The organism is Paenibacillus kribbensis (assembly GCF_002240415.1).
GTDB lineage: Bacteria > Bacillota > Bacilli > Paenibacillales > Paenibacillaceae > Paenibacillus > Paenibacillus kribbensis.
Map to the genome: position 1 here is coordinate 3,955,749 of NZ_CP020028.1, position 26,925 is coordinate 3,982,673.

The 26,925-nt window shown below is 47.5% G+C and carries 25 protein-coding genes and 1 riboswitch; of the genes, 3 read left to right on the forward strand and 22 right to left on the reverse strand.

What is annotated here, in order from left to right:
- Positions 1-73 precede the first annotated feature (73 nt).
- Positions 74-991 (reverse strand): homoserine O-acetyltransferase MetA, encoded by a 918-nt coding sequence (gene metA / locus B4V02_RS17610; RefSeq protein WP_094155778.1) that lies wholly within the window; start codon positions 989-991, stop codon positions 74-76.
- 115 nt (positions 992-1,106) lie between these two features.
- Positions 1,107-1,233: riboswitch (SAM riboswitch) on the reverse strand.
- Positions 1,234-1,782: 549 nt separating this feature from the next.
- On the opposite strand from metA, the gene corA reads away from it, so the two are divergent.
- Positions 1,783-2,718 carry a magnesium/cobalt transporter CorA gene (corA, locus tag B4V02_RS17615; RefSeq protein ID WP_094155779.1) on the forward strand — a complete coding sequence of 312 codons (936 nt, stop codon included), beginning with the start codon at positions 1,783-1,785 and terminating at the stop codon, positions 2,716-2,718.
- A gap of 166 nt (positions 2,719-2,884) precedes the next feature.
- Here the strand turns inward: corA and B4V02_RS17620 are convergent, their stop codons facing one another.
- From B4V02_RS17620 to B4V02_RS17675, 12 genes are all read right to left on the reverse strand, one after another.
- Complete coding sequence (locus B4V02_RS17620) at positions 2,885-3,892, reverse strand: HRDC domain-containing protein (protein WP_094155780.1); 1,008 nt, start codon at positions 3,890-3,892, stop codon at positions 2,885-2,887.
- A gap of 165 nt (positions 3,893-4,057) precedes the next feature.
- Complete coding sequence (locus tag B4V02_RS17625) at positions 4,058-4,936, reverse strand: ROK family protein (protein WP_094155781.1); 879 nt, start codon at positions 4,934-4,936, stop codon at positions 4,058-4,060.
- 228 nt (positions 4,937-5,164) lie between these two features.
- A complete protein-coding gene (locus tag B4V02_RS17630) occupies positions 5,165-6,061 on the reverse strand; it encodes a 5'-3' exonuclease (RefSeq protein WP_007429553.1) in 897 nt (298 codons plus the stop codon).
- A 72-nt stretch (positions 6,062-6,133) separates the two neighbouring features.
- On the reverse strand, positions 6,134-6,499 hold the full coding sequence (locus B4V02_RS17635) for an arsenate reductase family protein (RefSeq protein ID WP_094155782.1): 366 nt from the start codon (positions 6,497-6,499) through the stop codon (positions 6,134-6,136).
- A gap of 4 nt (positions 6,500-6,503) precedes the next feature.
- The gene (locus B4V02_RS17640) at positions 6,504-7,460 is read right to left on the reverse strand and encodes an RluA family pseudouridine synthase (protein ID WP_094155783.1); all 957 of its coding nucleotides are present in this window, start codon (positions 7,458-7,460) and stop codon (positions 6,504-6,506) included.
- Between the two features lie 21 nt (positions 7,461-7,481).
- Positions 7,482-8,045 (reverse strand): cob(I)yrinic acid a,c-diamide adenosyltransferase, encoded by a 564-nt coding sequence (locus B4V02_RS17645; RefSeq protein WP_013370109.1) that lies wholly within the window; start codon positions 8,043-8,045, stop codon positions 7,482-7,484.
- Between the two features lie 18 nt (positions 8,046-8,063).
- On the reverse strand, positions 8,064-8,633 hold the full coding sequence (locus B4V02_RS17650; RefSeq protein ID WP_094155784.1) for a type 2 periplasmic-binding domain-containing protein: 570 nt from the start codon (positions 8,631-8,633) through the stop codon (positions 8,064-8,066).
- Positions 8,634-8,734: 101 nt separating this feature from the next.
- Positions 8,735-8,941 carry an aspartyl-phosphate phosphatase Spo0E family protein gene (locus tag B4V02_RS17655; RefSeq protein WP_007429548.1) on the reverse strand — a complete coding sequence of 69 codons (207 nt, stop codon included), beginning with the start codon at positions 8,939-8,941 and terminating at the stop codon, positions 8,735-8,737.
- 115 nt (positions 8,942-9,056) lie between these two features.
- Positions 9,057-10,268 (reverse strand): aminotransferase class I/II-fold pyridoxal phosphate-dependent enzyme, encoded by a 1,212-nt coding sequence (locus B4V02_RS17660; protein WP_007429547.1) that lies wholly within the window; start codon positions 10,266-10,268, stop codon positions 9,057-9,059.
- 12 nt (positions 10,269-10,280) lie between these two features.
- Positions 10,281-10,781, reverse strand: a complete 501-nt coding sequence (locus tag B4V02_RS17665) for an Lrp/AsnC family transcriptional regulator (protein WP_094155785.1) — start codon at positions 10,779-10,781, stop codon at positions 10,281-10,283.
- Between the two features lie 143 nt (positions 10,782-10,924).
- A complete protein-coding gene (locus B4V02_RS17670; protein WP_007429545.1) occupies positions 10,925-11,311 on the reverse strand; it encodes a spore coat protein in 387 nt (128 codons plus the stop codon).
- A gap of 32 nt (positions 11,312-11,343) precedes the next feature.
- Positions 11,344-11,580: a hypothetical protein gene (locus tag B4V02_RS17675; protein WP_007429544.1), complete on the reverse strand. Its 237-nt coding sequence runs from the start codon at positions 11,578-11,580 to the stop codon at positions 11,344-11,346.
- A gap of 115 nt (positions 11,581-11,695) precedes the next feature.
- On the opposite strand from B4V02_RS17675, the gene B4V02_RS17680 reads away from it, so the two are divergent.
- Positions 11,696-12,934, forward strand: coding sequence for an NAD(P)/FAD-dependent oxidoreductase (locus B4V02_RS17680; protein WP_094155786.1), 1,239 nt, complete (start codon positions 11,696-11,698; stop codon positions 12,932-12,934).
- Between the two features lie 70 nt (positions 12,935-13,004).
- Here B4V02_RS17680 and B4V02_RS17685 read toward each other — a convergent pair whose 3' ends face one another.
- The 4 genes from B4V02_RS17685 to B4V02_RS17700 form a co-directional block, all read right to left on the reverse strand.
- On the reverse strand, positions 13,005-14,258 hold the full coding sequence (locus B4V02_RS17685; protein WP_094155787.1) for an MFS transporter: 1,254 nt from the start codon (positions 14,256-14,258) through the stop codon (positions 13,005-13,007).
- A gap of 120 nt (positions 14,259-14,378) precedes the next feature.
- Entirely contained in the window at positions 14,379-15,092 is a 714-nt protein-coding gene (locus B4V02_RS17690) for a hypothetical protein (RefSeq protein ID WP_094155788.1), read from the reverse strand.
- A 55-nt stretch (positions 15,093-15,147) separates the two neighbouring features.
- Positions 15,148-15,561 carry a DUF350 domain-containing protein gene (locus B4V02_RS17695; RefSeq protein WP_007429540.1) on the reverse strand — a complete coding sequence of 138 codons (414 nt, stop codon included), beginning with the start codon at positions 15,559-15,561 and terminating at the stop codon, positions 15,148-15,150.
- A gap of 60 nt (positions 15,562-15,621) precedes the next feature.
- Positions 15,622-17,988 carry an endonuclease MutS2 gene (locus tag B4V02_RS17700; RefSeq protein WP_094155789.1) on the reverse strand — a complete coding sequence of 789 codons (2,367 nt, stop codon included), beginning with the start codon at positions 17,986-17,988 and terminating at the stop codon, positions 15,622-15,624.
- Positions 17,989-18,141: 153 nt separating this feature from the next.
- On the opposite strand from B4V02_RS17700, the gene B4V02_RS17705 reads away from it, so the two are divergent.
- On the forward strand, positions 18,142-18,501 hold the full coding sequence (locus B4V02_RS17705) for a phage holin family protein (protein ID WP_007429538.1): 360 nt from the start codon (positions 18,142-18,144) through the stop codon (positions 18,499-18,501).
- 152 nt (positions 18,502-18,653) lie between these two features.
- Here the strand turns inward: B4V02_RS17705 and zapA are convergent, their stop codons facing one another.
- The 5 genes from zapA to B4V02_RS17730 form a co-directional block, all read right to left on the reverse strand.
- Complete coding sequence (zapA, locus tag B4V02_RS17710) at positions 18,654-20,678, reverse strand: cell division protein ZapA (RefSeq protein ID WP_094155790.1); 2,025 nt, start codon at positions 20,676-20,678, stop codon at positions 18,654-18,656.
- 207 nt (positions 20,679-20,885) lie between these two features.
- Positions 20,886-23,333, reverse strand: coding sequence for a phenylalanine--tRNA ligase subunit beta (gene pheT, locus B4V02_RS17715; protein ID WP_094155791.1), 2,448 nt, complete (start codon positions 23,331-23,333; stop codon positions 20,886-20,888).
- Positions 23,334-23,361: 28 nt separating this feature from the next.
- Positions 23,362-24,393, reverse strand: a complete 1,032-nt coding sequence (gene pheS / locus B4V02_RS17720; RefSeq protein ID WP_007429535.1) for a phenylalanine--tRNA ligase subunit alpha — start codon at positions 24,391-24,393, stop codon at positions 23,362-23,364.
- A 430-nt stretch (positions 24,394-24,823) separates the two neighbouring features.
- A complete protein-coding gene (locus B4V02_RS17725) occupies positions 24,824-25,435 on the reverse strand; it encodes an ATP-binding cassette domain-containing protein (RefSeq protein ID WP_279628211.1) in 612 nt (203 codons plus the stop codon).
- A 368-nt stretch (positions 25,436-25,803) separates the two neighbouring features.
- Positions 25,804-26,844, reverse strand: coding sequence for a polysaccharide lyase family 1 protein (locus B4V02_RS17730; protein WP_094155792.1), 1,041 nt, complete (start codon positions 26,842-26,844; stop codon positions 25,804-25,806).
- Positions 26,845-26,925: the final 81 nt, after the last annotated feature.

The window sequence follows — 26,925 nt, forward strand, 5'->3', positions numbered from 1 at the left end:
ATGGATGATCAAATACTATACTGCTGCGCTACTGCAAGGTGGTACTGCAGAAAGGTAAATTTCAAGCCCCTTTTTAAATCTGGGGCCCGATATCGTAAGGTGTTTCCTGGTATACATAATAGTTAAGCCAATTAGAAAATAATAAATTGGCATGCGCACGCCAGATAGAGGGCGGTGTGCGTTTAGGATCATCGTCCGGAAAATAGTTTTTGGGAACTTCAACATCCAATCCTTTAGCCACATCACGATCGTATTCCCATTTCAGCGAGAGTGGATCATATTCGGAATGGCCAGTTACAAAAATTTGTTTGCCATCACACGTGGCGACCAGATACACTCCAGCTTCCTTGGATTCGGATAAAACCTCTAATTCGGCAATGCGATCAATATCCTCTCGCCGAACCTCCGTATGCCGGGAATGAGGAGCATGAAAAAGTTCATCAAAGCCACGTAACAGCTTCACTTTAGGCTTAATAACCGTGTGTGGAAATACGCCAAAGCATTTGAAGTCGAGTCCGTATTTGGGGACCCCGAAATGATGGTATAGACCTGCCTGTGAGGCCCAACAGATATGCATGGTCGAAGTGACATTCGTTTTCGTCCATTCAAAAATTTGCTGGATTTCCTTCCAGTAGTTCACATCTTCAAACTCAAGCTGCTCTACCGGGGCACCTGTAATAACCATACCGTCAAAACGACTGTTCTTGATCTCGTCAAACGTTTTATAAAACATGTTCAAATATTCTTGTGATGTATTTTTGGATACATGGGACTTCATGTGTACCAATGTAACGTCCACTTGCAGCGGGGTATTGCCGACCAGTCGCAACAGTTGGGTTTCTGTCGTCTCTTTTGTAGGCATCAAATTCAAAATGGCGATGCGCAACGGACGGATATCCTGGTGATAGGCCAGGCTTTCATCCATTACGAAAATATTTTCGCCCTCCAGCACTTCTTTGGCAGGTAGTGTATCCGGAATCTTAATCGGCATGTAACTCACTCCTCGTTAGTAAGTTTTGCGAAAATCGTCTTGTCGAGATGCCGGGCATATAATAAAAAGACCTTTCTCAGTTAGAGAAAGGTCATATTTGTATCCATATGCGCCTCTCTCATCTGTCAGGGCAGCACGCTTGTATACAAAGCGCACGTCCTGCAAGAATTAGCACCGTGCGATTAGAATCGCCGGTTGCCGGGTATCATCGGGCTAGTCCCTCCACCTGCTCTTGATAAGATTTCGCTGTATTCTTTTAGGTTTACAATGTTCTTTTTAAACACTTTAATGCATCGGCTGGGCTTCGTCAAGATGGGACTTGTAAATTCGTGTCCTCCATTCACATTTTGTCTACCTTTTCCATAGGTTAAACCATCCCCCTCTTATCGCTGAAGCTCTCGTCACTACTGTTGATTCAGCCATGATTTTGCGCTTGAAAGGCCGTAGGCCGAGCGTTATACTATACAAGTGCTAATAGGCAAAATAATGGTGCAACAGTGCAGATTTTGAGTGCTTTCTGCGTTATTGTGGCAACCTAAAAAGAATATTTGTGAGGTGAATCCGGAATGGAAGGCGACCCGAGTCCGAATAGGCGGCGATCCCTGAACAACAGCATAGGAATGACTTTAGCTTGCCGAAAGACGGGACGCCAGGCTCTGCATGCTCCAAAAGCCTTCGGCTTTTAATGGGAATGCTCGCTTATCCGAACCGGCTAACCGGCTAACTGAGTCCATTCCTTATGCTTAAGGTACACGTATTTCCGTTGCGACGGAGCATAAGGAGTGACATATATGAAAATCCGTTTGGTAAACAACGGGGTTTTTACCCCTGTCGAAGAAATTGAAATGGCGCTTACTGCACCGGCAGAAGGCTTTTACTGGATTGATGCCGATGTTGAAGACCTGGCAGTGCTCCAGCCTTTATTCTCCATGCATGATCTTGCGGTAGAGGACTGTTTGAGCGAAGAAGAGCAGCGTCCGAAGATTGAAATTTACGAAAGCCATTATTTTATCGTTGTAAACAGTATTCGTTTTGATGATGAAGAAATATTTTTGCGTGCTTTGAACATTTTTCTCGGTCGTCATTTTATCATTACGGTGACCAAGCAAAAAATCAACGAGCTTCGCACTCTTAAGCCTTTGCTGTGGGAGCAGGAAGTAAGTCAGCCGGACCGTTTTATGTATCTGCTGATCGACTTGATCGTCGATAATTATTTTCTGGTTGGTGACCGGATTGAGGTCCGCATTGAAAAGCTGGAAGAAGATATTCTAATGCATACGAAAAAGTCGCATTTGAATGAGATCATCGGCTTGCGCAGTGAGATTTTGTGGCTGAAAAAGGTGCTGGGACCGCAAAAAGAGGTCATTAATACCTTGAATAAACGGGATTTACGCCTCATCGACGATCAATTGCAAAAGTATTTTAGCGACATTTATGAAAATGCTGTGAAAATTTCGGAGACTTTCGAAACTTACCGCGACTTGATGGGTAACCTTCGAGAAGCTTATCAATCCAGTATTGCCAACCGTGCCAATGATATTATGCGCGTGTTTACAGCAATTACGACCATATTCATGCCATTGACGGTGATTACCGGAATATATGGAATGAACTTCGACAATATGCCTGAGCTTCATACACATTATGGCTATTTCGTTGTTATTGGTGTTATGGTGGCGCTGGGCGTGAGTATGTTCTTTATTTTCCGCAAGAAGGACTGGGTTTGAAAGGGAAAAAGAGTAGCCAAGGCAGCAGCCGTATCCGGTCAGGATATAGCTGCTGCTTTGTTGTATTGTTGTGTATTTCCCCCGCACAATCACTACTTCTATTCACAAAAGCACTGACCTATTTTGCCTTTCGGCGAATGATCGGTGCTTCCGATTTTGTATTAGGTTATCCCACATGTCGATCTGCTGTCCCCTGATGTCGGAAACGGATACGGATTAGACGCAAACGCTCATAAACTTGATCCAGCCCTGTTTCTGCCGCCTTTTCCTCGCCGTACACTTGCAGCATGACGGGCTTGAGCAGCGTATCCCCTAACTCTTCATAGGCAGACCAGATGGCTGCCTGCTCTTCCTCGGATACGTTCACCAGTTCCTTACGGATTAGCTTCTCCATATCAAATCCATCCCTGTCCAGATGCTCCACAGCTTCAATCATCTCTCTACGATGCAAGCCTGCCTTCATTCCGATGTGTTCCAGTGAAAGACCGTCTGAAATACCTTCAATAATCGTTTTTGTCAGGCTGAATTTGTTCAGCTCCTGTCTGTACTGGTTCTGTTTTTGTTTGTACATCCATGACAAAAAAACTTCTTCTTCCAGCGTCTCGGTTACCCAATTCAACGGAAATGATGTGGTCCGGTCATTTTGTGTCGTAATAGCCAGCAGCTCCTTCCCATATTGAGACATCTTGCCCTGGCCCACACCGGGCAGCTCCAGCAATTCCTCTTCCGTATGGGGAAGATAAACGCTAATGAGTCGGAGCAACCGATTCGTAGCAATAAAATAAGGGGCTTTGCGCTCGGCGGCTGCCTTTTGCCGTCTCCACATTGTCAATTGCTCATATACATCGTCACGCGGAAATAAATCGCAATAACAGTACAGCTTTTGCAGCGATTGCCCCCGTCCTGCTGCTCCTTCCTGCTCATGAAAAACCCCATGGATCAAGGGTCTGTAGCCCTCAGCCATCTTGAGCGCCAGCTCATGGCGGTACACATGCAGCAATTCCTGCCACAAGCTGCCCTCATACCAAAGATCATCCGTGCTTTCATCCAAGCCATGGTGCGTACTCCAGCCAGCACTCCATATCCCTTCATGTTGCCCAATCCATACCTGGGCAAAGCTCTCATCGCCATGTTCATTCCGTTTGGACAAGCGATTTAAAAATACAATCTCCATGATTTTCCTCCCTGTGTATCGTTGATTACAGTCCCGCACAACGCAAAAACACAAAAAAAAGCACCTATCCCGCGTATTCGCAAGAAAGGTGCTTCCCTTTTTGAGCCGTACTATACTGTTGTTTATATGATAACCGTACCTTGGAGCGTCGTCAACCAGAAATTCTCAACGACTTAGCTTTTCCTTTGCCAAGGCAAGAGCACCACACAATCCGGCATTGTCACCCAATCCCGGACTTACGATATATTGATCAATGTCTGTTGTCAGACTCGGATGCTGTACATAGCCGTTCAAAAGCTCTTGAAGCTTGCTGCGAACAAGCGGGAACAACTGCTCCTGCTTCATTACGCCTCCGCCCATAATAATCTTTTGCGGTGACAGGATTAATACATAGCTCATCAAAGCCTGTGCGAGATAATACGCTTCCATTTCCCATGCCGGGTGATCAACAGAAAGTTCATGTCCCTTAACCTTCCATCTTTTTTCGAGCGAAGGACCTGCTGCCAGTCCTTCCAGACAATCTCCGTGATAAGGGCATGTACCCTCATAAGTATCCTCTGGATGACGACGCACCAGAATATGCCCCATCTCTGGATGTGATAATCCATGAATCAGTTTACCCCCAACCAAAGCACCTGCCCCGATCCCTGTACCTATCGTAATGTACAGACAGCTGTCCAATCCCTTGGCCGCGCCCCAGATGGATTCACCCAATGCTGCTCCGTTCACATCGGTGTCAAATCCCATCGGTACATCAAAATGCTCCTTCAGCTTGCCAATCAGATTGTAATTCCCCCAATGCGGCTTGGGTGTTGTCGTAATATAGCCATATGTATCACTGCCCTCGATAGGATCAATCGGTCCAAATGACCCTACTCCCAGCGCTTCAATACCCTTCCCTTCAAAGAATGAAATGACATTCTCCATCGTTTCCGCTGGTGTGGCTGTTGGAAAGCTCGCACGCTCCAGTACCTCTCCCTGTTCATTGCCGATTCCACATACAAATTTGGTACCGCCTGCTTCAATTGCTCCCAATACTGTCATAGCTTCTGCTGTCCCCTCTCAATCGTTGTCCGTTTCACTATCCACTATATTCACCTGAAACGTGCTCAAGGTCAATCCCCTGATCACAATTGTATATAATCCTTCACATGACTGTTTCTTTGTTGATGCCTATGGCACAAAGAAGGACACTAACGATCCAAACGTCAGCATCCTCACAGGCACTTTGCCTGAATACACCATGTGAAGCATAGCTGCCTCATTATTGATCTATGATCCGGTGGCAACCCCCATCAACGTACATAAGCTTTTCATTTCAAGCTGCTCAAACTTGTCGACAATTTGCACATGATCCAGTGTCAGCAGACAGCTGTCCAAAGCACACGCTACAGGCACATCACAATGAATTTTAGCAAGCTTGCGTGAAAGATGCAGCATATCCAGATCGCTCTCAATCTTTTTGCGCACCGATGGCGTCAACTGATCCAGATTCTCCAGAATACCTTCAATGGAGTCATATTCCTGCACCAGCTTGAGCGCTGTTTTCTCACCAATACCGCGTACCCCCGGGTAATTGTCGCTCGCATCCCCCATTAAGCCTTTGATGTCTACTACTTGGCGCGGCTTAAGCCCTTTTTCAGCCAACAATGTCTCCGGGGTATACACCATATAGTTGCCGTGGCCTTTTTTCATAATGATGACCCGTGTCCGCTCATCCACCAATTGAAGTAAATCATGATCCCCTGAGAGAATCATCACATCCATGTCCTCATTTTGCGTATAATGGCGTGCGAGCGTGCCGATGCAATCATCCGCCTCAAAGCCTTCAGCTCCAATGTTGGGAATGCCAAGGCTGTCCGTCACTTCACGAATCAATGTAAACTGGGGAACCAAATCATCCGGTGCGTCAGCTCGATTTCCCTTATACGCAGCAAAATGCTCCCCGCGAAAAGTCGTTCCGCCCATGTCCCAGCAGCAAATAACGTGAGTGGGATTAAACGTTTGGACAGCATCCCAAAAATATCGAATAAAACCATATATAGCGTTTGTTGGCACTCCAGCTTTTGTGCGACGAATATATCCGTTTGCGGCAGTTGCATAATAAGCGCGGAATAGCAGAGCCATGCCGTCAACCAGCATTATGGATTGTTCATTACGTTGTGTCACAGATTGTATTGCTCCATTCATTCATATTATTTAACCCCAACAGTATACCATATCGCAGAGCGGAATTGGGCGTTATTGAGCACCCCATGCCTCCTCAAATGTTTCCTCTTTGAAGCCTACCGTGACTTTGCTCCCGTCTGTTACGATGGGGCGCTTGATCAATCTCCCATTCGAGGACAGAAGTGAAATTTGCTCTTCACGGCTCATATCTCCGAGCTTGTCCTTCAACTTTAACTCCTTGTAAACCTCACCGCTCGTATTGAAAAATTTCTTGAGCTCCAGTCCGCTTTTACGGATCAAATCTTCCAGTTCCTCCGGTCCGGGCGGTTGCTCAAAAATAGGAATCAGTTCCGGCTCATATCCTTTGTTTTGCAGCCATTTTACTGCATTACGGCAGGTGCTGCATTTGGAATACTGGTATATTTTCAACTGGCTCATTAGGTTAATCCTCCATTTTGTTTCTTAACAGCTCCTGCATTTCGGCCATATCATCCGGTAGAGGAGCACAGAACGTCAGTCGCTCCCCTGTCACAGGGTGCACCAAGGACAGTTCCGAGGCATGCAGCGCTTGCCGAGGCATCTGGGCATCAAGCTGCTCATATTGCTCACGACGCGCTGCGTCATCGGGTATCGCCCGGTACATTTTGTCTCCGATCAACGGGCACCCGATGTACGTCATATGCACACGAATCTGGTGTGTACGCCCGGATTCCAGTTTTAGACCCATTCGGCTCCCTTCGTTCCAGGCTTCCTCCAGCTTGTACATCGTCAGAGCAGGATAACCACTCGGAGTCACCATTCTCATATGCGGATCATCCGGATTGCGATCAATCGGTCCATCCACCTGTCCTTCCGGTTGCCCAGGACACCCGTGCACCAGAGCTGTGTAGCGCTTATCCACCGTTCCCGCAATCATCTGCTCGGAAATATGCTGGTGCACATACGGATTTTTAGCCACAACGAGCACACCTGTCGTCTCCTGATCGAGACGATGAACAGGACGGAACCGGAACAGCTCTCCTTTGGACTGCCAATAATGCACAACTCCGTTAGCCAGAGTGCCTGTGTAATGTCCATGTGTCGGATGAACAATGATTCCCGCCGCCTTGTTTACGACCAACAGGTGCTCATCCTCATACAAAATGTCAAAAGGAATCGGTTCAGGTAAAATATCATCGGAACGCTCGCGCTCCATGCGGATTTCCACCCGATCCCCAGCCTTTACCTTTACGCTGATGTACACTCGTGTCCCGTTCAGCATGATCCCTTGCTCTGTTAGCTTGAGTTTGGATATCAGCTTCCGTGAAATGTTCATTCTTTTCTGTAAAATCGTCTTCAACAGCATGCCCTCCTCCTCAGGAGGGATCATATATACGATAGGTTCATAGTACAAGTCCATCACAAATTCCCGGTTGCCTCCTTATTTGCGGAACACTTTTTTGCTCCGCACATATTCGACATCGGGTACGCCCTGACGCACATTCGCTGTGCGGGCCACGACAAAGAAATAATCGGAAAGACGGTTCAAATACCGACGTACCGCAGGATTAATATCCGTGTGCTTCCCCAGTGTGACAGCACGGCGTTCCGCACGGCGACACACGGTACGGCAAACATGTAGCGTAGAAGACAATGTGCTGCCCCCCGGTATAATAAACCGCTCCACCTTCGGATTTTCCTCCTGACATGCATCAATCCAGCCTTCCAGCCGCTCTGCCAGCTCGTCTTTCACCTTATATTTGCTTTCATTGATTTTGACAAATGCCAAATCCGAGCCGCAATCAAACAGCTCCTGCTGTATTTCCTCCAATTGGGTCCGGATATCCGCAAACTTTTCTCCTTCGGCAAAGCTGATGGCTTGTCCTACAAAGCTGTTCAGCTCGTCGATTGTACCGTATGCCTCCACACGGTCATCATCCTTGGACACCCGACCGCCGATCACCGAAGTTTGTCCCTCATCACCTGTTCTCGTATAAATCCCCATCGTACTCCATCCCCTTTATCATTCCGTTAATGCTTTCAGCACCTTGATGGCCTCATCCTTATTGCTTGTACGTGGAGGCACGGTAGCAAATAATGTTTTTGAGTTATATTTTAAATCCTTGAACATCTTCATCTGCTCCACGGGAATCCCGTATAAATGAGTTTCCTTGATCACATCTGTTCCTTCTTCTCCCTGCCCCTTCTTCTCAAATACACCGCCCTCGAACACACCCCGAGCATACGTTTTTTTGTCAAAGGCATCGTCTAACGGAAGATTCGAGCCATTCTGTCCATACAGCTTCATATCCTCTTCCGGTAAAAGAAACAGATCATGCTCCCCAGCCGCATACTCAACGACCAGTTTCTGCTGGTTGTACAGCGGGCTAACTGAAATTTCGATATTGGGAGCCTGCCCGCCCAGCTTATCCTTAAGCTTTTGTGTCAGCTCATCACGAACGACTGAAGCATCCCCTTTATCCATAATAAAAATGGAAAAGCTGTCCTTGTCCCGTTCACCACATCCGGCCAATAGTGCGAGTGCCAGCATTCCGATAATCCATGGTGACAGCCATTTTATTCCTGCTCTCATCTGTGCGCCCCCTCTTCCATGCCACTAATATATCATAAGTGGTGAACGCAAAAAAAGAAGGCCCTGCGGCCTTCCTCGTACGTTCAACTGACTGCACACGGTCACACCTTGCACTCCGTACCATACAGCTTCATGTATTCATTGATTTTCAAATCGAGCTTGCAGCTGATCTCGATAACAAGATCAGAGGTGAAGGACTGTTCTTCCTGAAACGTCTGCATCATCTCATTGCGCAGAAGCAAAATTTCATCTTCCAGGGAAATGTCGTATCCTATTGAACGCGACGAATGATATCCAACATATGACATGAGCATTCCTCCTGCAATTTGAAAAATTGAACTTCCTGCTTTCGATTTCAAATTATAGCATATAAATTTAGAAATAAAAGACTATTTTCTATTTTTTAACCATAAAAAAATAATTTTAGCCTTCTTTTTTTACTTTTTCTACAAAATGGCCGATCCGATCCAGTGCTTCCGTCAGCTGACCGACAGAGGTCGCATATGAGCAGCGAAGGTAACCTTCTCCTCCCAAACCGAACACATTCCCCGGCACAGCCGCTACCTTCGCCTCAGTCAAAAGGCGCTGCGCAAATTCATCCGAGCTGAGTCCCGTGCTTTGAATACTAGGAAAAACGTAGAAAGCTCCTCGCGGCTCGTGACATTCCAGACCAATGTCCCGGAATCCCTCTACCATTAGACGGCGACGCTGATTATAGGCTTCCACCATACGATCCTTCTCGCCCAAACCATTCCGCAAGCCTTCCAGGGCAGCAACTTGCCCCATGGAGGGCGCACACATGACGGTGTACTGATGGATTTTGAGCATAGCAGCAATCAGGTCGGGATGCCCGCATGTATATCCAATACGCCAGCCTGTCATGGCAAAGGCTTTGGAAAAGCCACTAACGAGAATCGTACGATCCATCATACCCGGCACAGAAGCAAAGCTGACATGCTTATCGCCATAATTCAATTCGGCATATATTTCATCCGAAATAACGATTAAATCATGCTTTTCCACGAGTTCGGCAATCGGAAGCCAATCTTCATAAGTCATCGTAGCTCCGGTCGGATTGCTCGGGTAGCATAAAATCAGCACCTTGGATTTAGGTGTAATTTTAGCCTCCAGTGCCTCAGCGGTCAGTTTGAATTCATCCTTGGCAAATGTTTCGATACCTACCGGAATCCCGCCTCCAATCGAAGTGATTGGAGAATATGAAATGTAGCACGGCTCAGGGACAAGAATTTCGTCGCCGGGTACGATTAATGCGCGCAAGGCAAGATCAATCGCCTCGCTGCCACCAACCGTCACAATAATTTCCTTTTTCGGGTCATAACGGACATCAAATTGCTCATTCAGATATTCACTAATCGCTTCACGCAATTCAGGTGTTCCCGCGTTGGACGTATAGCTGGTAAAGCCTCGCTCCAACGAATAAACGCAGGCTTCCCGCATATGCCAAGGGGTGGTGAAATCCGGTTCACCTACCCCAAGGGTAATAATATCCTTGTTGCTCCCCACCAAATCAAAAAACTTGCGAATACCCGAAGAAGGGATTTCACGTACCAGCGGGGACAAATAGGAACTCATGGCTTTGTTGCTATCGGTAAATGCTTCTGATTTGAGATTCATCATGATCTTCCTTTACGGCGAAATCATCAGACGATTATCTTCCTGATGGTCCTCAAAGATAATTCCGTCCTGCTTGTATTTTTTAAGCGTAAAATTGGTCTTGGTGGACAATACGGAGTCAATAGGTGATAGCTTTTCAGACACAAAATTAGCGACCTCACGGAGGTTGCGGCCTTCAACTTCCACCAGCAAGTCGTATGCCCCGGACATGAGATAAACCGATTTCACTTGCGGATACAAATAGATCCGTTCGGCAATGCCTTCAAAGCCTCTTCCACGCTCAGGTGTAATCTGTACTTCAATCAAAGCAGTAACCTTCTCGTCGTCGACTTTATCCCAATTGACCACAGCGGCGTATTTGACAATCACATGCTGGTCTTCAAGCTCTTTAATTGATTTACACACATCCTGCTCGTCAACCCCCAGCAAAGTAGCCAGCAAAGTCGGTGTTCTTCTTGCATCTTCTTTTAACAATTCCAGTACTTTTAATTTCAAATCATCCAGTTCTGTCATTCTACATAAGGCCTCCATCAAAAGAGATTACTATACATCATACAATACGTACTTTAAACCTGCAAAGAAAAACCGTCCGCCCCGGTAAACCCGGCAGACGGACGGCTGTTATGGGAAATTGCTTTAAGGATGGAATGTCGCGTTTACATATAATAAGGGTTGTGCTGATGGGAAGGCTGGCCCTGTTGATGCATAGGCTGACCATATCCTCCTGCCGAGGACGATTTTTGCTGAATGAACTGCTGGCATTCCTGTTGTTTCTTGCGAGCCTCTTGAATCTGTTTGTCCAAATCGACGCGCAGTGCCTTGGACGAGGCAGAATACATATTGTTCTGACTCATCAGGCGATACAAATCGCCCTGCGCACGCAATGTATCGTTCGTAAGGTCAGTGAACATCTGGCGTACAGATGAACAATTGGATTCGGTAGTCGCCGTTGTATACTCCCCAACTGTACGTTTCAAATCAGCAAGAATGGTATGGAGCAAATCTTCTGCGGGCATAAATGACATATTGTTCTGTGGATACATCCTGTCATACCTCCTTTATGGTAAGTGCTAAATTACTGCTGCGGTTGCATAGGAGCAAGCTGCTGGTGCTGTTGAAGGGCATTTAAGAGCAGGTTCATGTGGTGTTCGTGCGTTCTCGCGAACTGCAAGCAGACTTGTTGAATGGCTGGCTGCTGAATAGACGCTGCTGTCGCCGCACATTGCTTGAGCAAAAGTTCTTCATTAGAAATGGAGTCCACGATGTACTCCAGCTCTTTGCCAGTCAAAGGTTGCATGTTCATAGATTGCATAGTCTGTGCCTCCTTAAAATGTTTTGTTGCACGCTGGTTATCTTGTCCGTTTCGCGAAATACTATGTACGACATGTATGAGATACTACATTTTGCCTATAAGGAGCACAATTTATATGGATCTGATTAGTCGGATTACCTATTGGCAGAGTACCTTGAAGCAGACGCCGGACTTTCCGCCTTTGGCAGAGGATTTGGATTGTGACGTACTGATCATCGGAGGCGGGATAAGTGGGTCGCTCTGCGCTCGGCTATTGAGAGAACGACAGGTAGACACCGTGGTTATTGACAAACGCAAGCTGGTACATGGAAGTTCTTTAGCGAATACCGGATTGCTGAAACATAGCAATGATAAGACCTTGACCTCTTTCATCCATACGTTTGGTGAGGCTAACGGCGTGCTGTTTTACCGGATGTGCAAGGATGCTCTGAATCAGTTGGAAAAGCTGGCCACCACACTGGAAATCGATCCTTACTTTATTCGACGCAGCAGCCTGTACTATGCGAGTACACCGGAGGATGTACAGATCCTGCAGGAAGAATATAAACAGCTAACCCGGTTTGGGTTCCCGGTGGAATACTGGGACGAGCCCCAGGTGGCTGCCCGGTTTCCCTTTCGAAGGCCGGCGGCATTGTACACCCACGAGGATGCCGAGGTTAATCCATTTCGGTTTGCCCGAGGATTGCTGCAATCCGCGAACCGTCTTGGTGTACGCTTGTATGAGCATACGGAAGCCAAGCATTTGGAATTTGGCGAAAATGAGGTCGTTTGCCATACCAGCGATGGAACCATTCGGGCGAAAAAAGTCATTTTTGCCACAGGATATGAAACTCAGGAGATCAAAAAGGATCGCGGAGCCATACTCGAAAGCTCTTATGCTATCGTTACCAATCCTGTTGGGAATTCATCTTTGTGGCACGAGCAGTGCCTGATCTGGGAAACCGCACGCCCCTATCTGTACATACGCTCAACCCGGGAAGGACGTATCATTATCGGCGGTTTGGATGAGCCTGTGCTGAACTCAAACCAGCGTGAAATCAGGCTGCTGCACCAACAGAAAAAGCTGCTGCAAGCGTTACAAGAGCATTTTCCCGATGTGCCATTTCAGATTGATTATGCATGGGCTGCCGTGTTCGGCTCCTCCCATGACGGACTGCCGTATATTGGTCCGCATCCGCGTTTCCCGAACTGTTACTTTTTAGAAGGATACGGAGGAAACGGAACGGTTACCAGCATGATAGCCGCACAGCTGTTGGCTGATGAGCTGACAGGCACACACCGACCAGAAATGGAGCTTTTTTCACTAACCCGTACCGCCAGCCCATCGCCCGATACAACGAAGCCAGTGGTTTAATCATATGTACCGCGAAAAACCTCCAGTCCACGTCTAAAGTGGACTGGAGGTTTTTAATTGTCTTTTCAGACTATTCGGTTTGCTTGTGCCAGCGCTGTGTTTTGGAACGAGTCGCACTTTGACTTTCTTTTTGTTCCATTTTTAGTACATTTCGCATAAAAAACCATCCGCCCACCGGTACTAATGCAAGTCCAATCAGCAGCCAAATCATCGCTCCAGGAGCCTTGCTGATACTTAACACACCCAAAAAAATTAACGTTCCGGTCAATCGGCCGACCATAAGGCATAGTTCACGCAGCACAACAAGTTCCACTCTCTGATTGGCATCTCCTTTACTCGTTCCCATTAGATCAAAGCTTGCCGAGATCATAGGTATCAAGTACAGAGGCATGAACAACGAGGTGCCGATCCCCATAATCAGCAGGGTGCTGTACTCCATACGCCATAATAACGGTAAAATCACAATGACCAGCAGCACGGCACCCAGCAGCATTCCAGCCGATCGATAGCGGGGCTTGAGCCATTTGCCGGCAGCCCAAAAGCTGAAAAATGAAACCGCCGACGTAATAAATGAAAACTGTGCCAGCTTCCACTCCTGCTTTGTCACTACATACACAAGCAGTGTAATCAGGAAGGCAAAAACACCTTCACGGATGCCCTGTGCAACAAGGGATAACGACAACGGACGCCACATACTTTCTTTTTGTGACAATCGTTGCTTAGGCTCCTTCCAATTGTATTTTCCTGTCGTTTTGCGCTTACGAAGAAAGAAACTCAGCACCACCCCCACGACATAAAATGCCAGTGAAATGCTGAAGATCACGCGATAACCGGCATCATCCTCCATTCGGGCAATAATCCAGCCGGACAGCCAAGGACCCACAATGCCAGAAAATGAGCCCAGCAAGCCCACCCAGCCGTTAAAATGATCACGGCTTACCCGGTCTGTGACTTCGAAAAAAATCACATTAAACGCCAGCCAAAATAAACCCAGCGCTGCCCCCAACAACATCCCGAGCGGCCATATGTAGTTTACAGCCTGCGGTCCCGTGTATAATACGACCAAATAAAATAAGCCGGACATGGCGGTCCCTACGCGCAGAGCATTCATTTTGTTATGTTCCTTGACCCATTTTCCAGCCACCCAGACCATAATTCCCAGCGCAATTTGCTGGCTGACATTAAACCAACCGATCATTGCGTAGTCCTGCCTGCTTTTCCACAAATACACGTTAAGAAAAGTGCCGGACAAAGCTGCTGCAAAGACAAACAATCCATTCAGGCTTAGCAGCAGAATGGATTGTCCGTTTAGGTTTGATTTCAATGCAGTTCCCCCTAACCGAAAATCACCCATCAGCTTATGACATACAAGTCAGCTTGCTTTAAGATTTCTTCGATTTAAGATGCCCCTATCAAGCTAGGGACTATCCGGGGAGTTAACTATTTAATTGTTGGAAATACCGCTGAGCTTCTCCAGCATCCGCAGTCGGTCATCCTCTGAAAGCGTCTGCTGAACATGGAAGCAGCTCGGACACACATAAACATTTAAGACAAACGGCAGATCCAGAACAGGTCGGCCAAGCGCAGGAGAGAGCGACGGTTCAAAGCCTTCTCCGGTTACAGTTTGCGATCCCGCATGCAGCATATATTCACCGCACTGGGAGCATTCAAGAACTTCATCCTGTCCATCCAGTATTTGTTCAGCGCCTTGCTCATAAGCCATCAAATCCGCACCGCTTTCTTCAAATTTTTGCAGGGTGTGCAGCACAGGCAGCTTATGAAGCTCATTGTCCTGCAACAATGGGGCGCCCTCTGGCTTTTCAACTACCGCTTCATCCTCGGCTTCATATAAAATATCCTGCTCCTCATCATCGCCAAGCTGAATGCTCAGTGTACGATAGCCCTTTAATGCTTCCTTCTCATGAGAATGGAGCAATGAGCTGCCAGATGCAGCATGATCGTGTTTTGTATGCTCGTGCCGATGCTCAGGTGCATGTCTGTGTACAGACGCAGAAGCCGACTCTGCCTCATCTTCATCATCATTTATGTCTGAGTATCCCTTCAGGTCATTATGGCAATAAGGACACTCTTCTTCAGGGCCCAGTTCTTCATCCCAAATAATTTCCATGCTACACCATGGACAAATAGTCATTTCCAAGCTTTATCATCCTTCCGTTCCCAAGCGTATACCAAGCTTTAGTATACAGGATGTGTCAAGTCACACTAGCACCAATGACATAAGATAACGATATCGAAATAATCATGGAGAACAAGCCGACAGCGCGGTTATCCTCTTTAATCTCCTGATCGATAGAAAATACCGGTGTCAGAAACTCAAACAGAAAATACGCCGCAAGCAGCAGTAAAAAGCCAACGAACGACCAAATCATCGTATCATACACACTGGATTTGGCTTCCATGGCAAAGCGGAGCACGTTGCAGATGCCGAACATTTTCCCGCCCGTAGCCATCGCTACCGAAATATTTCCACGCTTGATCTCTTCCCAGCATTTATAGCGGGTTACGAGCTCAAAGCATGACAAAAATACAATCAGCTCCAGCACCGCCACCGAGAAATAGCCCAGCATCATTCCCAACGGATGTGACAGCAATTCATCAATCGCCATCTTCACTTCGTCCCTCCCGTTCTACTGAGCATTACCGGCAGAAGCCGGCAGACCCGTAGCTCATTCCAATTCAGCAACAGTTACCCCTGTGCCGCCTTCATTGTAATTGCCAATGCGGTAGCTTTTCACATGCTTATGTTTGCGAAGATATTCCTGAATGCCGGTGCGCAAAACCCCCGTGCCTTTGCCATGAATAATGTGAACCTGACCGAGATTGGCTAAAAATGCTTCATCCATGAAGCGATCTACCTCGATTAGAGCTTCCTCGACATTCGCTCCCCGAAGATCAAGCTCATTGCGTACATTATCATCTCTCGTTCGTTTGACGCCTGTGACTGGCTTTTGGACCCTTGGTGCAGGCGTTTGGGCAGGCTGCAGCAGCTCCAAATCATCCAGACTGACCTTCATTTTCATGATACCCAGTTGAACGACAGCTTCCTTGCTTCCAGACAGTTCGACCACGTGGCCTTTTTTATTCAGACTATGAACAGTTACCTCATCTCCGGCCATAATAGAACGAGTCCGCGTAGCAGCACGTTTGACCGTGTTCTTCTTGCGTTGCTTAGGTTCAGCCTCATCCAGCTCTTTACGGGCTGCAATCAGCTTATGCTCCTTAACAGAAGCTCCTTCTTCCTGAGCCAGTTTGCGTAAATCGCTAATGATCTTCTCTGCTTCGCTACGAGCCTTATCTACTAGAACTCTTGCTTCATCCTCTGCTTTTGCCAGCATACGGTCCCGTTGTGACTCCAGCTTATCCAGCTCAGTCTGGTGACGGCTGCGCAATGCTTCCATTTCCCTACGCAGCTGCTCGGCCTTTTCCCGTTCCTGCTCAGCCGTCAAACGGTTCTGCTCCAGCGACGCAATCATGTGCTCGACGCGCTGATCTTCTTCCGTTACCTCGCCACGGGCATAGTCTAAAATACGGTTCGACAAGCCCAATCGCTCGGCAATGGCAAAAGCGTTGCTTCGTCCAGGTACACCGACCAAAAGACGATAAGTAGGACTTAATGTAGCGACATCAAACTCCATGCTTGCATTAATGATTCCTTTGCGCTCATAGGCATACGCCTTCAATTCACTATAGTGAGTCGTCGCAACCATACGGCAACCCATTGCATGCATATGCTCCAAAATCGATACAGCCAGCGCCGAGCCTTCCGCCGGATCTGTTCCTGCTCCCACCTCATCAAGCAACACAAGGCTTTTAGGTGTCATATTTTTCAGAATGCTAATGATGTTGGTCATATGGCTGGAAAAGGTACTCAAATTCTGCTCAATGCTCTGCTCGTCACCAATATCCGCATAGATGGCATCAAATACGCATAACTGACTTTCATCCTCAACAGGTACAAAAAGTCCTGACATCGCCATCAAGCTTAGCAGACCGATGGTCTTCAGGGTAACTGTCTTCCCCCCTGTATTCGGTCCCGTAACGATAATGGAGGTGTAGGAATTGCCCAGCTCCACATCAATGGGAACGACCTGCTCCAACGGGATTAGAGGATGTCTGCCTTTTTTCAGCTTCAAGTATCCGCGATCATTCATCAAAGGCAGGGTAGCCTTCATTTCACGGGCGAGACGCGCTTTTGCAAAAATAAAGTCAAGATTGCCCAAAATGTCCACATCATACAGCAACATATCCGCTTGTTCGGCGACAAGTGCGGTCAGCTTTTGTAAAATGACTTCAATTTCACGTTCTTCTCTCAGCCGTGTTTCCCTCAGCTTGTTGTTCATAGCTACAATCGATTCAGGCTCGATAAACAGCGTTGCACCGGACCCGGATTGATCATGCACAATTCCGCCAAAATAAGAGCGGTATTCAGCCTTAACCGGAATTACAAAACGATCTCCACGAATTGTAATCAACTGATCCTGTAGCATTTTGGAGACGGTGGAGGAACGAATCATGGAATCCAGCTTTTCACGAATACGCACTTCACCTGAGCGCAGCTCCCGGCGAATTTGCGAAAGCTCTGTACTGGCGGAATCCAGCACCTCTGCGTTTTCGTCAATGCAGCCTTTAATCGAATTTTCCAAGCTTCTCTGCTCTGAAAGCTGCTCACTCCAAAACAGCAAGGTTTCGACAGGATTTTCCTCATGCAGACTTGCTACGTACACCTGTATACGACGTGCAGCCTGCACTGTAGTCCGAATGCCAAGCAGTTCCTGCGGATTCAGCGTTCCGCCAATACGTGCGCGTTTCACCGCCGGAGTAATGTCCACCACCCCGTTAAATGAAGGCACTCCTTTGAGCCGATCAGCTGCATAGGCCTCATCCGTGCCTTTCAACATTTTCTTGATATGCTCCAAGTCATCGCTAGGCTGTAGCCAAAGAGCTGTTTGCTGACCTGTTGCCGTTTGGGCATAGTGGCTTAGTTTATTTAGAATTTTTTGGTATTCAAGGGTTTTAAAAATTTTAGAGTCCAACTTCACTACTCCTTTCACTTATATCTATATTATACCGAAAGCCGCAAACTTACGCTATTTGCCAACACTGTTTTACACATAAGAAAGCTCCCTATGCCACACACTAACCTTTGTCTAACCCTGCAATTTCAAAAAAACGAAGGAGGTTATTCCGTGAGCATTCTTGGGCACATTGTGCGTTTCATCGTGGCCGCCCTGGTTCTGATGGTCGTAAGCTGGATCGTTCCCGGATTTAGTGTAGGCGGCTTTTGGAGCGCGCTGATCCTTGCGATTGTCATTGCCTTGATTGGTTATATTATTGAGGCCATGTTCGGTCGGCGCGTTTCTCCATTCGGACGCGGTATCGTAGGTTTTCTGGTGAGCGCTCTGGTTATCTGGGTAGCTCAATATATTGTGACCAGTGTCAGTGTTTCTGTGATGGGCGCATTGCTAGCTGCATTGGTTATCGGGATTATCGACCTGTTCATTCCGGTAACGACACCTTTTGAAGCTGGTCGTAAGGCCAAGAATTAATTTTCAGTTTACACCGCGGCAAAGCTGTCCCAAGCAGATTTATTCTGCCAAAGGACAGCTTTTTGTCATACACACACCTACGGTGAATCCAATATACAAATAATCCCCGGCGATAAGCAGCCGGGGATTTGCGTCACATCTATAATCCGTATCTACTGATCCTGTTCGATGAGCTCAATCCATTCATTATACTCCGTTTGAAGCTTGGTGTATTCTTCCTGCAATTGATGCAATTCCGTCGAAATCTTTTCTGTATTTTCCCGATCTACATCCTGCTGAACTTGTAAAAGACGAAGCTGATGAGCCGCCATTTCATATTTTTGACCCACTTCATTAAGCTCAGACTGTAAAGCAAGCCGTTCCTGCTCTACAGATTGCTGTTCAGCCTTCGCTGTTTCGGCAGCTTCAACTGCCAAACGGATCTCCTCCTGCAGCTGCTCCTTTTGTTCAACCGTTACGGCTATTTCACGTTCCCACGAAGCAAATTCTTCCTTACGTGCAGCGTCTTCAGCCTCCCAACGTTCCACCTCGGCCTTCAACTGCTCATATTTAAGCTGCCATTCCAACAATTCTTCTGCAGTACGTTCCAATTCACTCTGCCGTTCGCTATCTTCACGCTGGAGTTTCTTAATGTTCTGCTCCAATTGCTGAGCCCGGCTCTTCATGCTGCTATGCTGCTCCTGAAGCACGTTGTAGGCCTGTATTCCTTCCTGCTCACGACCGTTTACCTTCTTCAGTTCATTCTGGACACGTATTAGCTCAGACGAAAGCTCTTTGATATTGGCTTCCAACTGTAACAGACGCTGCTGCTGTGCCGCAAACTTGCTATTAACAGCTTCTACTTCTGCCTCAGCATGCTGTAACTGCTCCTGCGTTATTTTCTTCTGCTCTCGTGTCTCCTGTAGCGAAAGCTCCAATTCATCGACGGCATACTGACGCTCCTCAGCAAGCTTCTGCCATGACTTCTCACTTTCAGCCAGTGCAGCCAGTTCGCTTTGCAACTTGCGAGAGGATACGTGCGCCTGCTCCAGCAGCTTGTGCATCCGGCGCTGCTCTTCCTCCAGCTTAGCCGCTTGCTGCTGCACAGCCTTGGCTTCCGTAGCCAAAAGATCATAACGGTTCTGCAGCTCTTCACGCGCAAGCGAATCCGCCTGTTCCCGTTCTGCTGCGGCCTGCCGCTGCGTTTCCAGTCGGGACTCCAGCTCGGTCTGCTGCTGCTTCAATAATGCAGCTTGCTCTTGCGCTTCTCCCAAACGGGATGCAAGCTCTGCTTTGCCTGCCTGTACCTCGTCCAACTGCTCCTGAAGCTCCTCGATTCGAATCTCCTGCTCGAGCGCAGCTTCCTCGGCCCGTTTCTCCGCTTCCTGGTGCTGGAGATTTCTCTCATTCAGCTCTTGCTGCGCCTGTGTTCGCTCCTGCTCTAGCTGCTCATTCAGCCCGGAACACTTGGTCTGCCATTCTGTTACCTTCTGGCTATACTCCTGCTGCAAAGCAGTACGCTGCTTGTCCAATTCTGTGCGTTGACGCTCCTGATGAGCCTTCTCCGCAGCCAAAAGCTTGGCTTCGGACTGCTTGGCCGCCTCAGCCAATTCCTTCTTCGTCTGCTCCTCCGCCTGCCGTATACGGGCATTCGCCGCTTCCTGCTGCTCTTTCAATTTACGGGAAGCTTCTTGACGGGACTCCTCCAATTCACGTTTAGCCTGCTTTTGCTCATTTTCAAGCTCGCCTGCTTTTTTCTCCTGCTGTTCCAGCCTTATCCTCAATGCAGCAATTTCCTTGGCTGATACAGACTCGGTTTCTGCCAGCTTCTTCTGGGTCGCTTCCTTCTCTTCCTTCAATTGAACAAGAGACTGCTTCATATCTGTATTTTTCTGCTGCTGTTCTCCCAGGGCTGTCTGGAGTTGCGCCAGCTCTCCCCGGAGTTCGGCACGTTCGGCGGCTAATCGGTTCATATGGCTTTGAATTTCCTGAATTTGTACAGCCTCTTCTGCCATATGGACTGCAGCCAGCACGGCAATTCGGGGCATATCCAGACGTGAATGAGCTTGGGAAATATTGTGCATGCGTTCATCCACATAATTGGCAACCTGTTTCATATAATCGGGATTACTGCCGACGAGTCTATAAGAAGTACCGTAGATCTCTACAGTGACGCGAGTGCGATCCGGTGTAGTCACAATTATGCCCTCCTTCAATACTACTGTATGTTGATTCTAAGTTGTGTCCGATTCTATGGTACCCCGCCCTTGGTGGAGCGTTCAACCCCATAGTCCGGCTTCCCCGCAGCGGGTGAATATCAGAGTAGAGAGCTTCAATGATGATAGGCCAAAAAGCCGTATCGAACCTCTGTCACTAAGATTCGATACGGCTTCCCGCATTTCCTGCTACTTTCTCAATTCCGCTCCAAAAGTTTGCTCCAGAGACGTAACGACAGGAGAATGCGCCGCATTAATTTCTTCATCCGTCAGCGTGTGCTCCCAATGACGGTAGGTCAGGGAAATAGCTACGCTCTTCTTGTCCTCACCAAGCTTGCTGCCTGTAAATACGTCAAACACCCGTGCATCCTGCAACAGTTCTCCGCCTGCAGCGTAAATAACACGAAGCAGTTCGCCTGCCTCAACGTCTTTGTCAACCACGAGAGCAATATCACGTTCCACGGACGGGAAGCGAGCCAGCTCTCTAAATTGGATGTGATTGTTGGCATGTTCAACGATTTGCTGTAACGCAATTTCCGCCACATACGTATCATTCAGTCCATAAGACTGCTGCAATTCCGGATGGATCTGCCCAATCGTGCCGATCCGCTGGGAGCTTCCATTCACATCCAGCCATACCGAAGCGGAACGTCCCGGATGATAACTTTGCGGTTGATCAGCTACATAACGAATGCTTGCACTCAACCCAAAATAGTCGAACACCGTTTCAAGTGCCCCTTTAATATCAAAGAAATCAACCTTCTCAGCACCAATGTTCCATTGCTTTTCACGGCGTGCTCCAGTCAACAGCAGACTGAACACTTGAATTTCCTGCGGCTGACGGGTTAATGTTTGCTCCTCTGTGTAAAATACAGTGCCTATTTCAAAAATCGCCAGATTTTCCTGCTTCCGGTTCATGTTGTATACCGCTGTATCCAGCATCTGCGGAATAATGCTCGTACGCAGAACGCTGCGGTCTTCGCTCATAGGCATCGCCAAACGAACCGGATGGCTGCCTTCTGTCAGGGCATTAAACAAGCCCGTACTTTGCGGATGTACAAACGAATAGCTGATTGTCTCTTGCCAGCCGCCATGCACCAGCAATTTGCGCAAAGAACGACGCAATGATTGTGATGCCGTCAATGCACCCGGAGTGGTTGGCCCTTCAATCGGCGTGGTTGGAATGTTGTCGTAGCCATACAGGCGTGCAACCTCTTCGATAAGATCCACGTCAATGGTAATATCCCCGCGGCGCGTAGGCACTTCAACTTCCATCACGCCTTGCTCCGCATCACCGCAACCAAAATGCAGTCTGCCAAAAATCGTTTTAACCTCAAGCAGTGACAGCTCTGTACCCAAATACCGATTTATTTTATCCAGCGACAGCTTGATAATACGATTTTCAGCTTTTGCAGAAGCAGATTCTACAATACCCTGATGTACAGTTCCCCCTGCGTAACGCTGAATCAGTGCTGCCGCACGGTTTACAGCAGGTACAACGGCACCCGGATCGACCTCTTTTTCAAAACGCAGGCTCGCCTCCGAACGAAGTCCAAGTTGACGGGAGGTTTTGCGCACCGTACCGCCATCAAACTTCGCGGATTCCAGCGCAATGCTGACAGTCGCATCGGTCACTTCCGAATTAGCCCCACCCATTACACCTGCCAGTGCAATCGGCTTCACACCGTCCGTAATCAGCAGCATTTGCGGCTCCAGCTTACGTTCCTGATCATCCAGCGTAATTAATGTTTCGCCTGCGCGAGCGAGCCGAACTTCAATGTTGCCATTTTCCAGCTTATCCGCGTCAAAAGCATGTAGCGGCTGACCGTATTCCAGCATGACATAGTTCGTAATATCCACGATGTTATTGATCGGACGAATACCCGCTGCCATCAGACGGTTTTGAATCCACAACGGGGAAGCCCCCACTTTTACACCTGTAATATAACGGGCTGCATAGTGCGTACACAGCTCAGGAGTATCTACTTTCACGGATAGATGGTCTGCCGCTGCATCACTGATTTCCACCAGATCCTTAGCCGGGTCAGCCAGCGAAATATCACGTCCCAGAATGGCGCTTACTTCATAGGCTGCTCCGTGCATGCTCAAGCAGTCCGAGCGGTTTGGCGTCAGATCAAAATCCAGTACGTAATCATCCAGCCCCAGCAGCTTCGTAATCGGTGTACCAATTTCAGCATCCTCCGGCAGCACGAGAATCCCTTCCTGCAATTCCTTTGGCAGCAGCTTGTCATTCATGCCCAGTTCCTTAGCCGAGCAGATCATGCCCATGGACACAACACCACGCAGCTTGGCCTTCTTAATATGGAAATCTCCCGGCAGCTTTGCGCCCACAACGGCAACAGGAACCTTTTGACCTGCGTCCACGTTTTTGGCACCACACACGATTTGCAAATCTTCTCCCTGACCCGCATCGACAATACACACATTCAGCTTATCCGCATCCGGATGCTTTTCCTTGCTTTTGACGTAGCCGACAACAACGCCAGTAATCCCTTGGTTGCGATGTTCAACTTCATCTATTTCAATGCCCGAACGGGTAATTTTCTCTGCCAGCTCCTCCGCGCTCACCTGATCCAGCGATACATACTCGGACAGCCACTCGAATGATACTTTCATATGGGTTCACTTCCCTTGATATAGTTGTTTATTGACGCGCAAACTGTTTCAAGAACGACAGGTCGCTGTTATAGAAATGACGAATATCGTCAATGCCGTATTTCAAAATGGCAATCCGCTCTACACCCATACCGAATGCAAAGCCACTGTACACCTCGGGATCAAAACCACCCATTTCCAGTACTTTCGGATGCACCATGCCACAGCCCAAAATCTCAATCCACACACGTTCGCCATTTTTCTTTACAAAGGTAACGTCAACTTCAGCACTCGGCTCGGTGAATGGAAAAAAGCTTGGACGCAGACGAATTTCGGTCGATTCCCCGAACATTTCGCGCGCGAATTGCAGCAAGGTTCCTTTCAAATCACTCATGCGAATGTCTTTTCCAATCACAAGCCCCTCAATTTGGTGGAATTGGAAGGAATGTGTTGCATCGTCATCATCACGACGGAAAACCGTACCCGGACAAATGACCTTTATAGGTGTTTCACCTTTCATGGCTTCCATCGCGCGAATCTGAACCGGTGACGTATGGGTACGCATTAACAGATCCTCGGTCAGGTAAAACGAATCCTGCATGTCGCGTGCCGGGTGATTTTTAGGCAAATTCAATGCTTCGAAGTTGTAATAATCCGTCTCTGCCTGTGGTCCCTCTGCAACTCGATAACCCATGCCTGTGAAAATGTCTTCGATCTGCTCAATCACTTTATTGAGCGGATGAAGTCCGCCTTGCGGCAACGCGCGTCCAGGCAGTGTAACGTCGATTTTTTCCGCTTGCAGACGTTCATTCGTTTCCGCTTTCGTGAACTCGTCCTGTTTGCGGTTGACTACCTCTTCAATGGCCTCGCGCACTTCATTGGCTACCTGTCCAACAACTGGACGCTCTTCCGCACTCAGTTTACCCATACCGCGCAAAATCTCAGTCAACGCACCCTTTTTACCCGAATACTTAACCCGCAGGTCAGCCAGCTCCTTGGCTGTTGCCACCTTCTCCAATACTTCCAATGCTTCTTCCTTCAAGGCCAGCAAATGTTCCTTCATTTGGATGGTTTCGCTCATCGCCTGTTCAGTCCCCTTTCTTCATTTCCAGCTTTTCAGACAACAAAAAAAGGTCCTTTCTCCCGGTAAGGGACGAAAAGACCGTGGTACCACCCTCGTTAGACAATCAAGCTCAGCTCACCTATTACTCTGCCTATCGGCAAATACAGGTGCTTATTCACGCTATGCATCATCATCTCGCTCTGCACATTGTAACGGTCGTGAACCGGTATCCTCTACTTGCCCATTCGCCATCCACATGACGCTTGAGGTTCAAGGAACTGCTCCGGAGCGAACTTCAACAGCCCATTATTTGCAGAAACGCTCTCAATCCTACGGCGCTTCCTCCCTGTTCAATCGGACACTGCCTACTCTTCTCCATCAAGACATTTTTAATTTCGAACTATTGTTCATTATTATATGCAAACTGCCGCGCTTTGGCAAGCAGGGCCTACACTTCATTCTTGTGGATGCCGGGAAAATCCAGCCGATCCAGCTTGGCACGAATGTGTCTGATTTCGCTCAGATGCTCATCATTCTCATCCATCATCCCCGTCAATCCCATCAGTTCCGTCAGACGCAACTGTAATCGCAGACGCTCCTCGCGCTGCTCCTGATCCTCCGGCTCCCGTTGACGGCTTCGCTCGTCTTCTTGCTTTTCGTCGGCTGTTCCCTCATAGATCTCATATCCGCCTCCCGGTTTCATATCGAGCAGCCGGGTTGCTGTGCACCGCACCAGTTCCCGGTCATGTGAGACAAGCACCAGCGCCCCGTCATAGCTGCGCAAAGAATCCTCGACAATCTCACGGGTTTCAATATCAAAGTAATTTGTCGGCTCATCCAGCACCAGCAGATTGGCTCCACTAAAGTACAAGCGTAGAAAGGCTACCCTGCATTTCTCCCCCATACTGAGCGTCCCGATCCTTTTGAACACATCTTCTCTGGCAAAAAGAAAGCAGCCCAGCACCGTTCTCGCTTCCGTCACATCCATCGACACATTCTCAAACAAAGTGGTTCCGTTCCATTCCTTTATTACATTGCGAACACGTAAAATCGTTTTCATACCATGATCATCCTTTCCCAGCCCGGCTTTTATGCCGGAAGCAATAAAAAAAGCCGCAGAAGGCTGCGGCTTGCATACAAGGAATACAGAATGACTGCTATGAATCGTTTCAGAACATACGCTCATGAACAAATAAAACCATGAAGGGAAAAAAACGACTCCCGTTCCGGAATAAACGTATACGTCCCAACTCTCATTTCAGACACACTTTCCCCGTTGCAGCTTACAGCCGCCTGCCAGTAACTGTGCAGTTAAATGGGAAAATCAGTGTGCTTACTTCATCAGACGTATGGTTACCTTCCTTTTTATGGGATACTTGCTTGCAGTCAGTATAACAGAACAAAATAGATTTGCAAATAAATTTAGAGTTATTTTCCGAATACCAAAGTTGTATTAGAAGAACCAGCATATTTAGTTACAAACTCTTTGGTATACTCAGGAGTTTGAACCTGGTAGCTGTAGTTCTTGCTTGGATTCCAACGGGTTACAGGCGATTTTTGGTTCTTGATGGCGGGATAACTACCCACATCTTTAAACTCGCCATTGGCTTTATCATCGAGAATTCCACCCTTTTCACTACCTTTGCCAAAGTAGTTGTACTCCGAATAAATTCTTGCATTGGTAGCTATCGTGTAAGCCAACTGGAAATTATTGATATAGTTATTTTTAACATGGAAATATCCGTATCTCATAAGCCCTGGACCACGGACAAGCAAGTTTTCAAAATAATTATTGGCGATTGTGATATGGGGCATGCCATCATAATTTTTATTGCTATCATCAGGGTAGCCCAGAATGAGACCATATTTGTGATTAGCAAACTTCGAATTACTGATGGTTACATAATCGGCTGATTGTCCTACATACAAAAGCTTGTCCAAATCCGAACCATTCGGATCATAATTGTGACCCGCAAAAGTAACATGATCAATCCAATAATTAGTACCCGCAGTAAGATATAGCTGGATGTCATCGTTGCCTTTAATGTTGGCACTGTGCTCAAAGGTTAAATTTTGAAAGATTACATTTCCGGAGTTAGCTGTTGTTTTCAAATGAATATTGACCAGCTTGTTTTGCGCGTAAGAGCCAATAAGTGATTTATTGGAGCCAATGTTGACGACGGTTTTAGAGGAAGCAGAAATATTCTTTTCAATCACCAAAATTTTTGGAGTGGAATCCCCTAACTGATTTTTCAAATCATTTAGATTGTTGATATAGATAACCTGCCCATTTTTCCCCCCGGTTGTACTAGGCTTGGAAGCCCCATTTTCATTTTTAGCCTGTCCAGCAAAGCCAGTCAATCCATTCGTCGACGTATTCGGAAAATCAGCCGCAGCGAACGTAGAGCTTACCGGAAAGGTGAAGAGCGCAAATGTTAAGGCTAAAAAAAGAAAAGAAATTTTCCTCATCACAGGTACACCATCCTTTTTTTGTATTATATTCCATTAATGTGACTATACTTATTTTTTAGGGAACGGTAAATAGTTCTT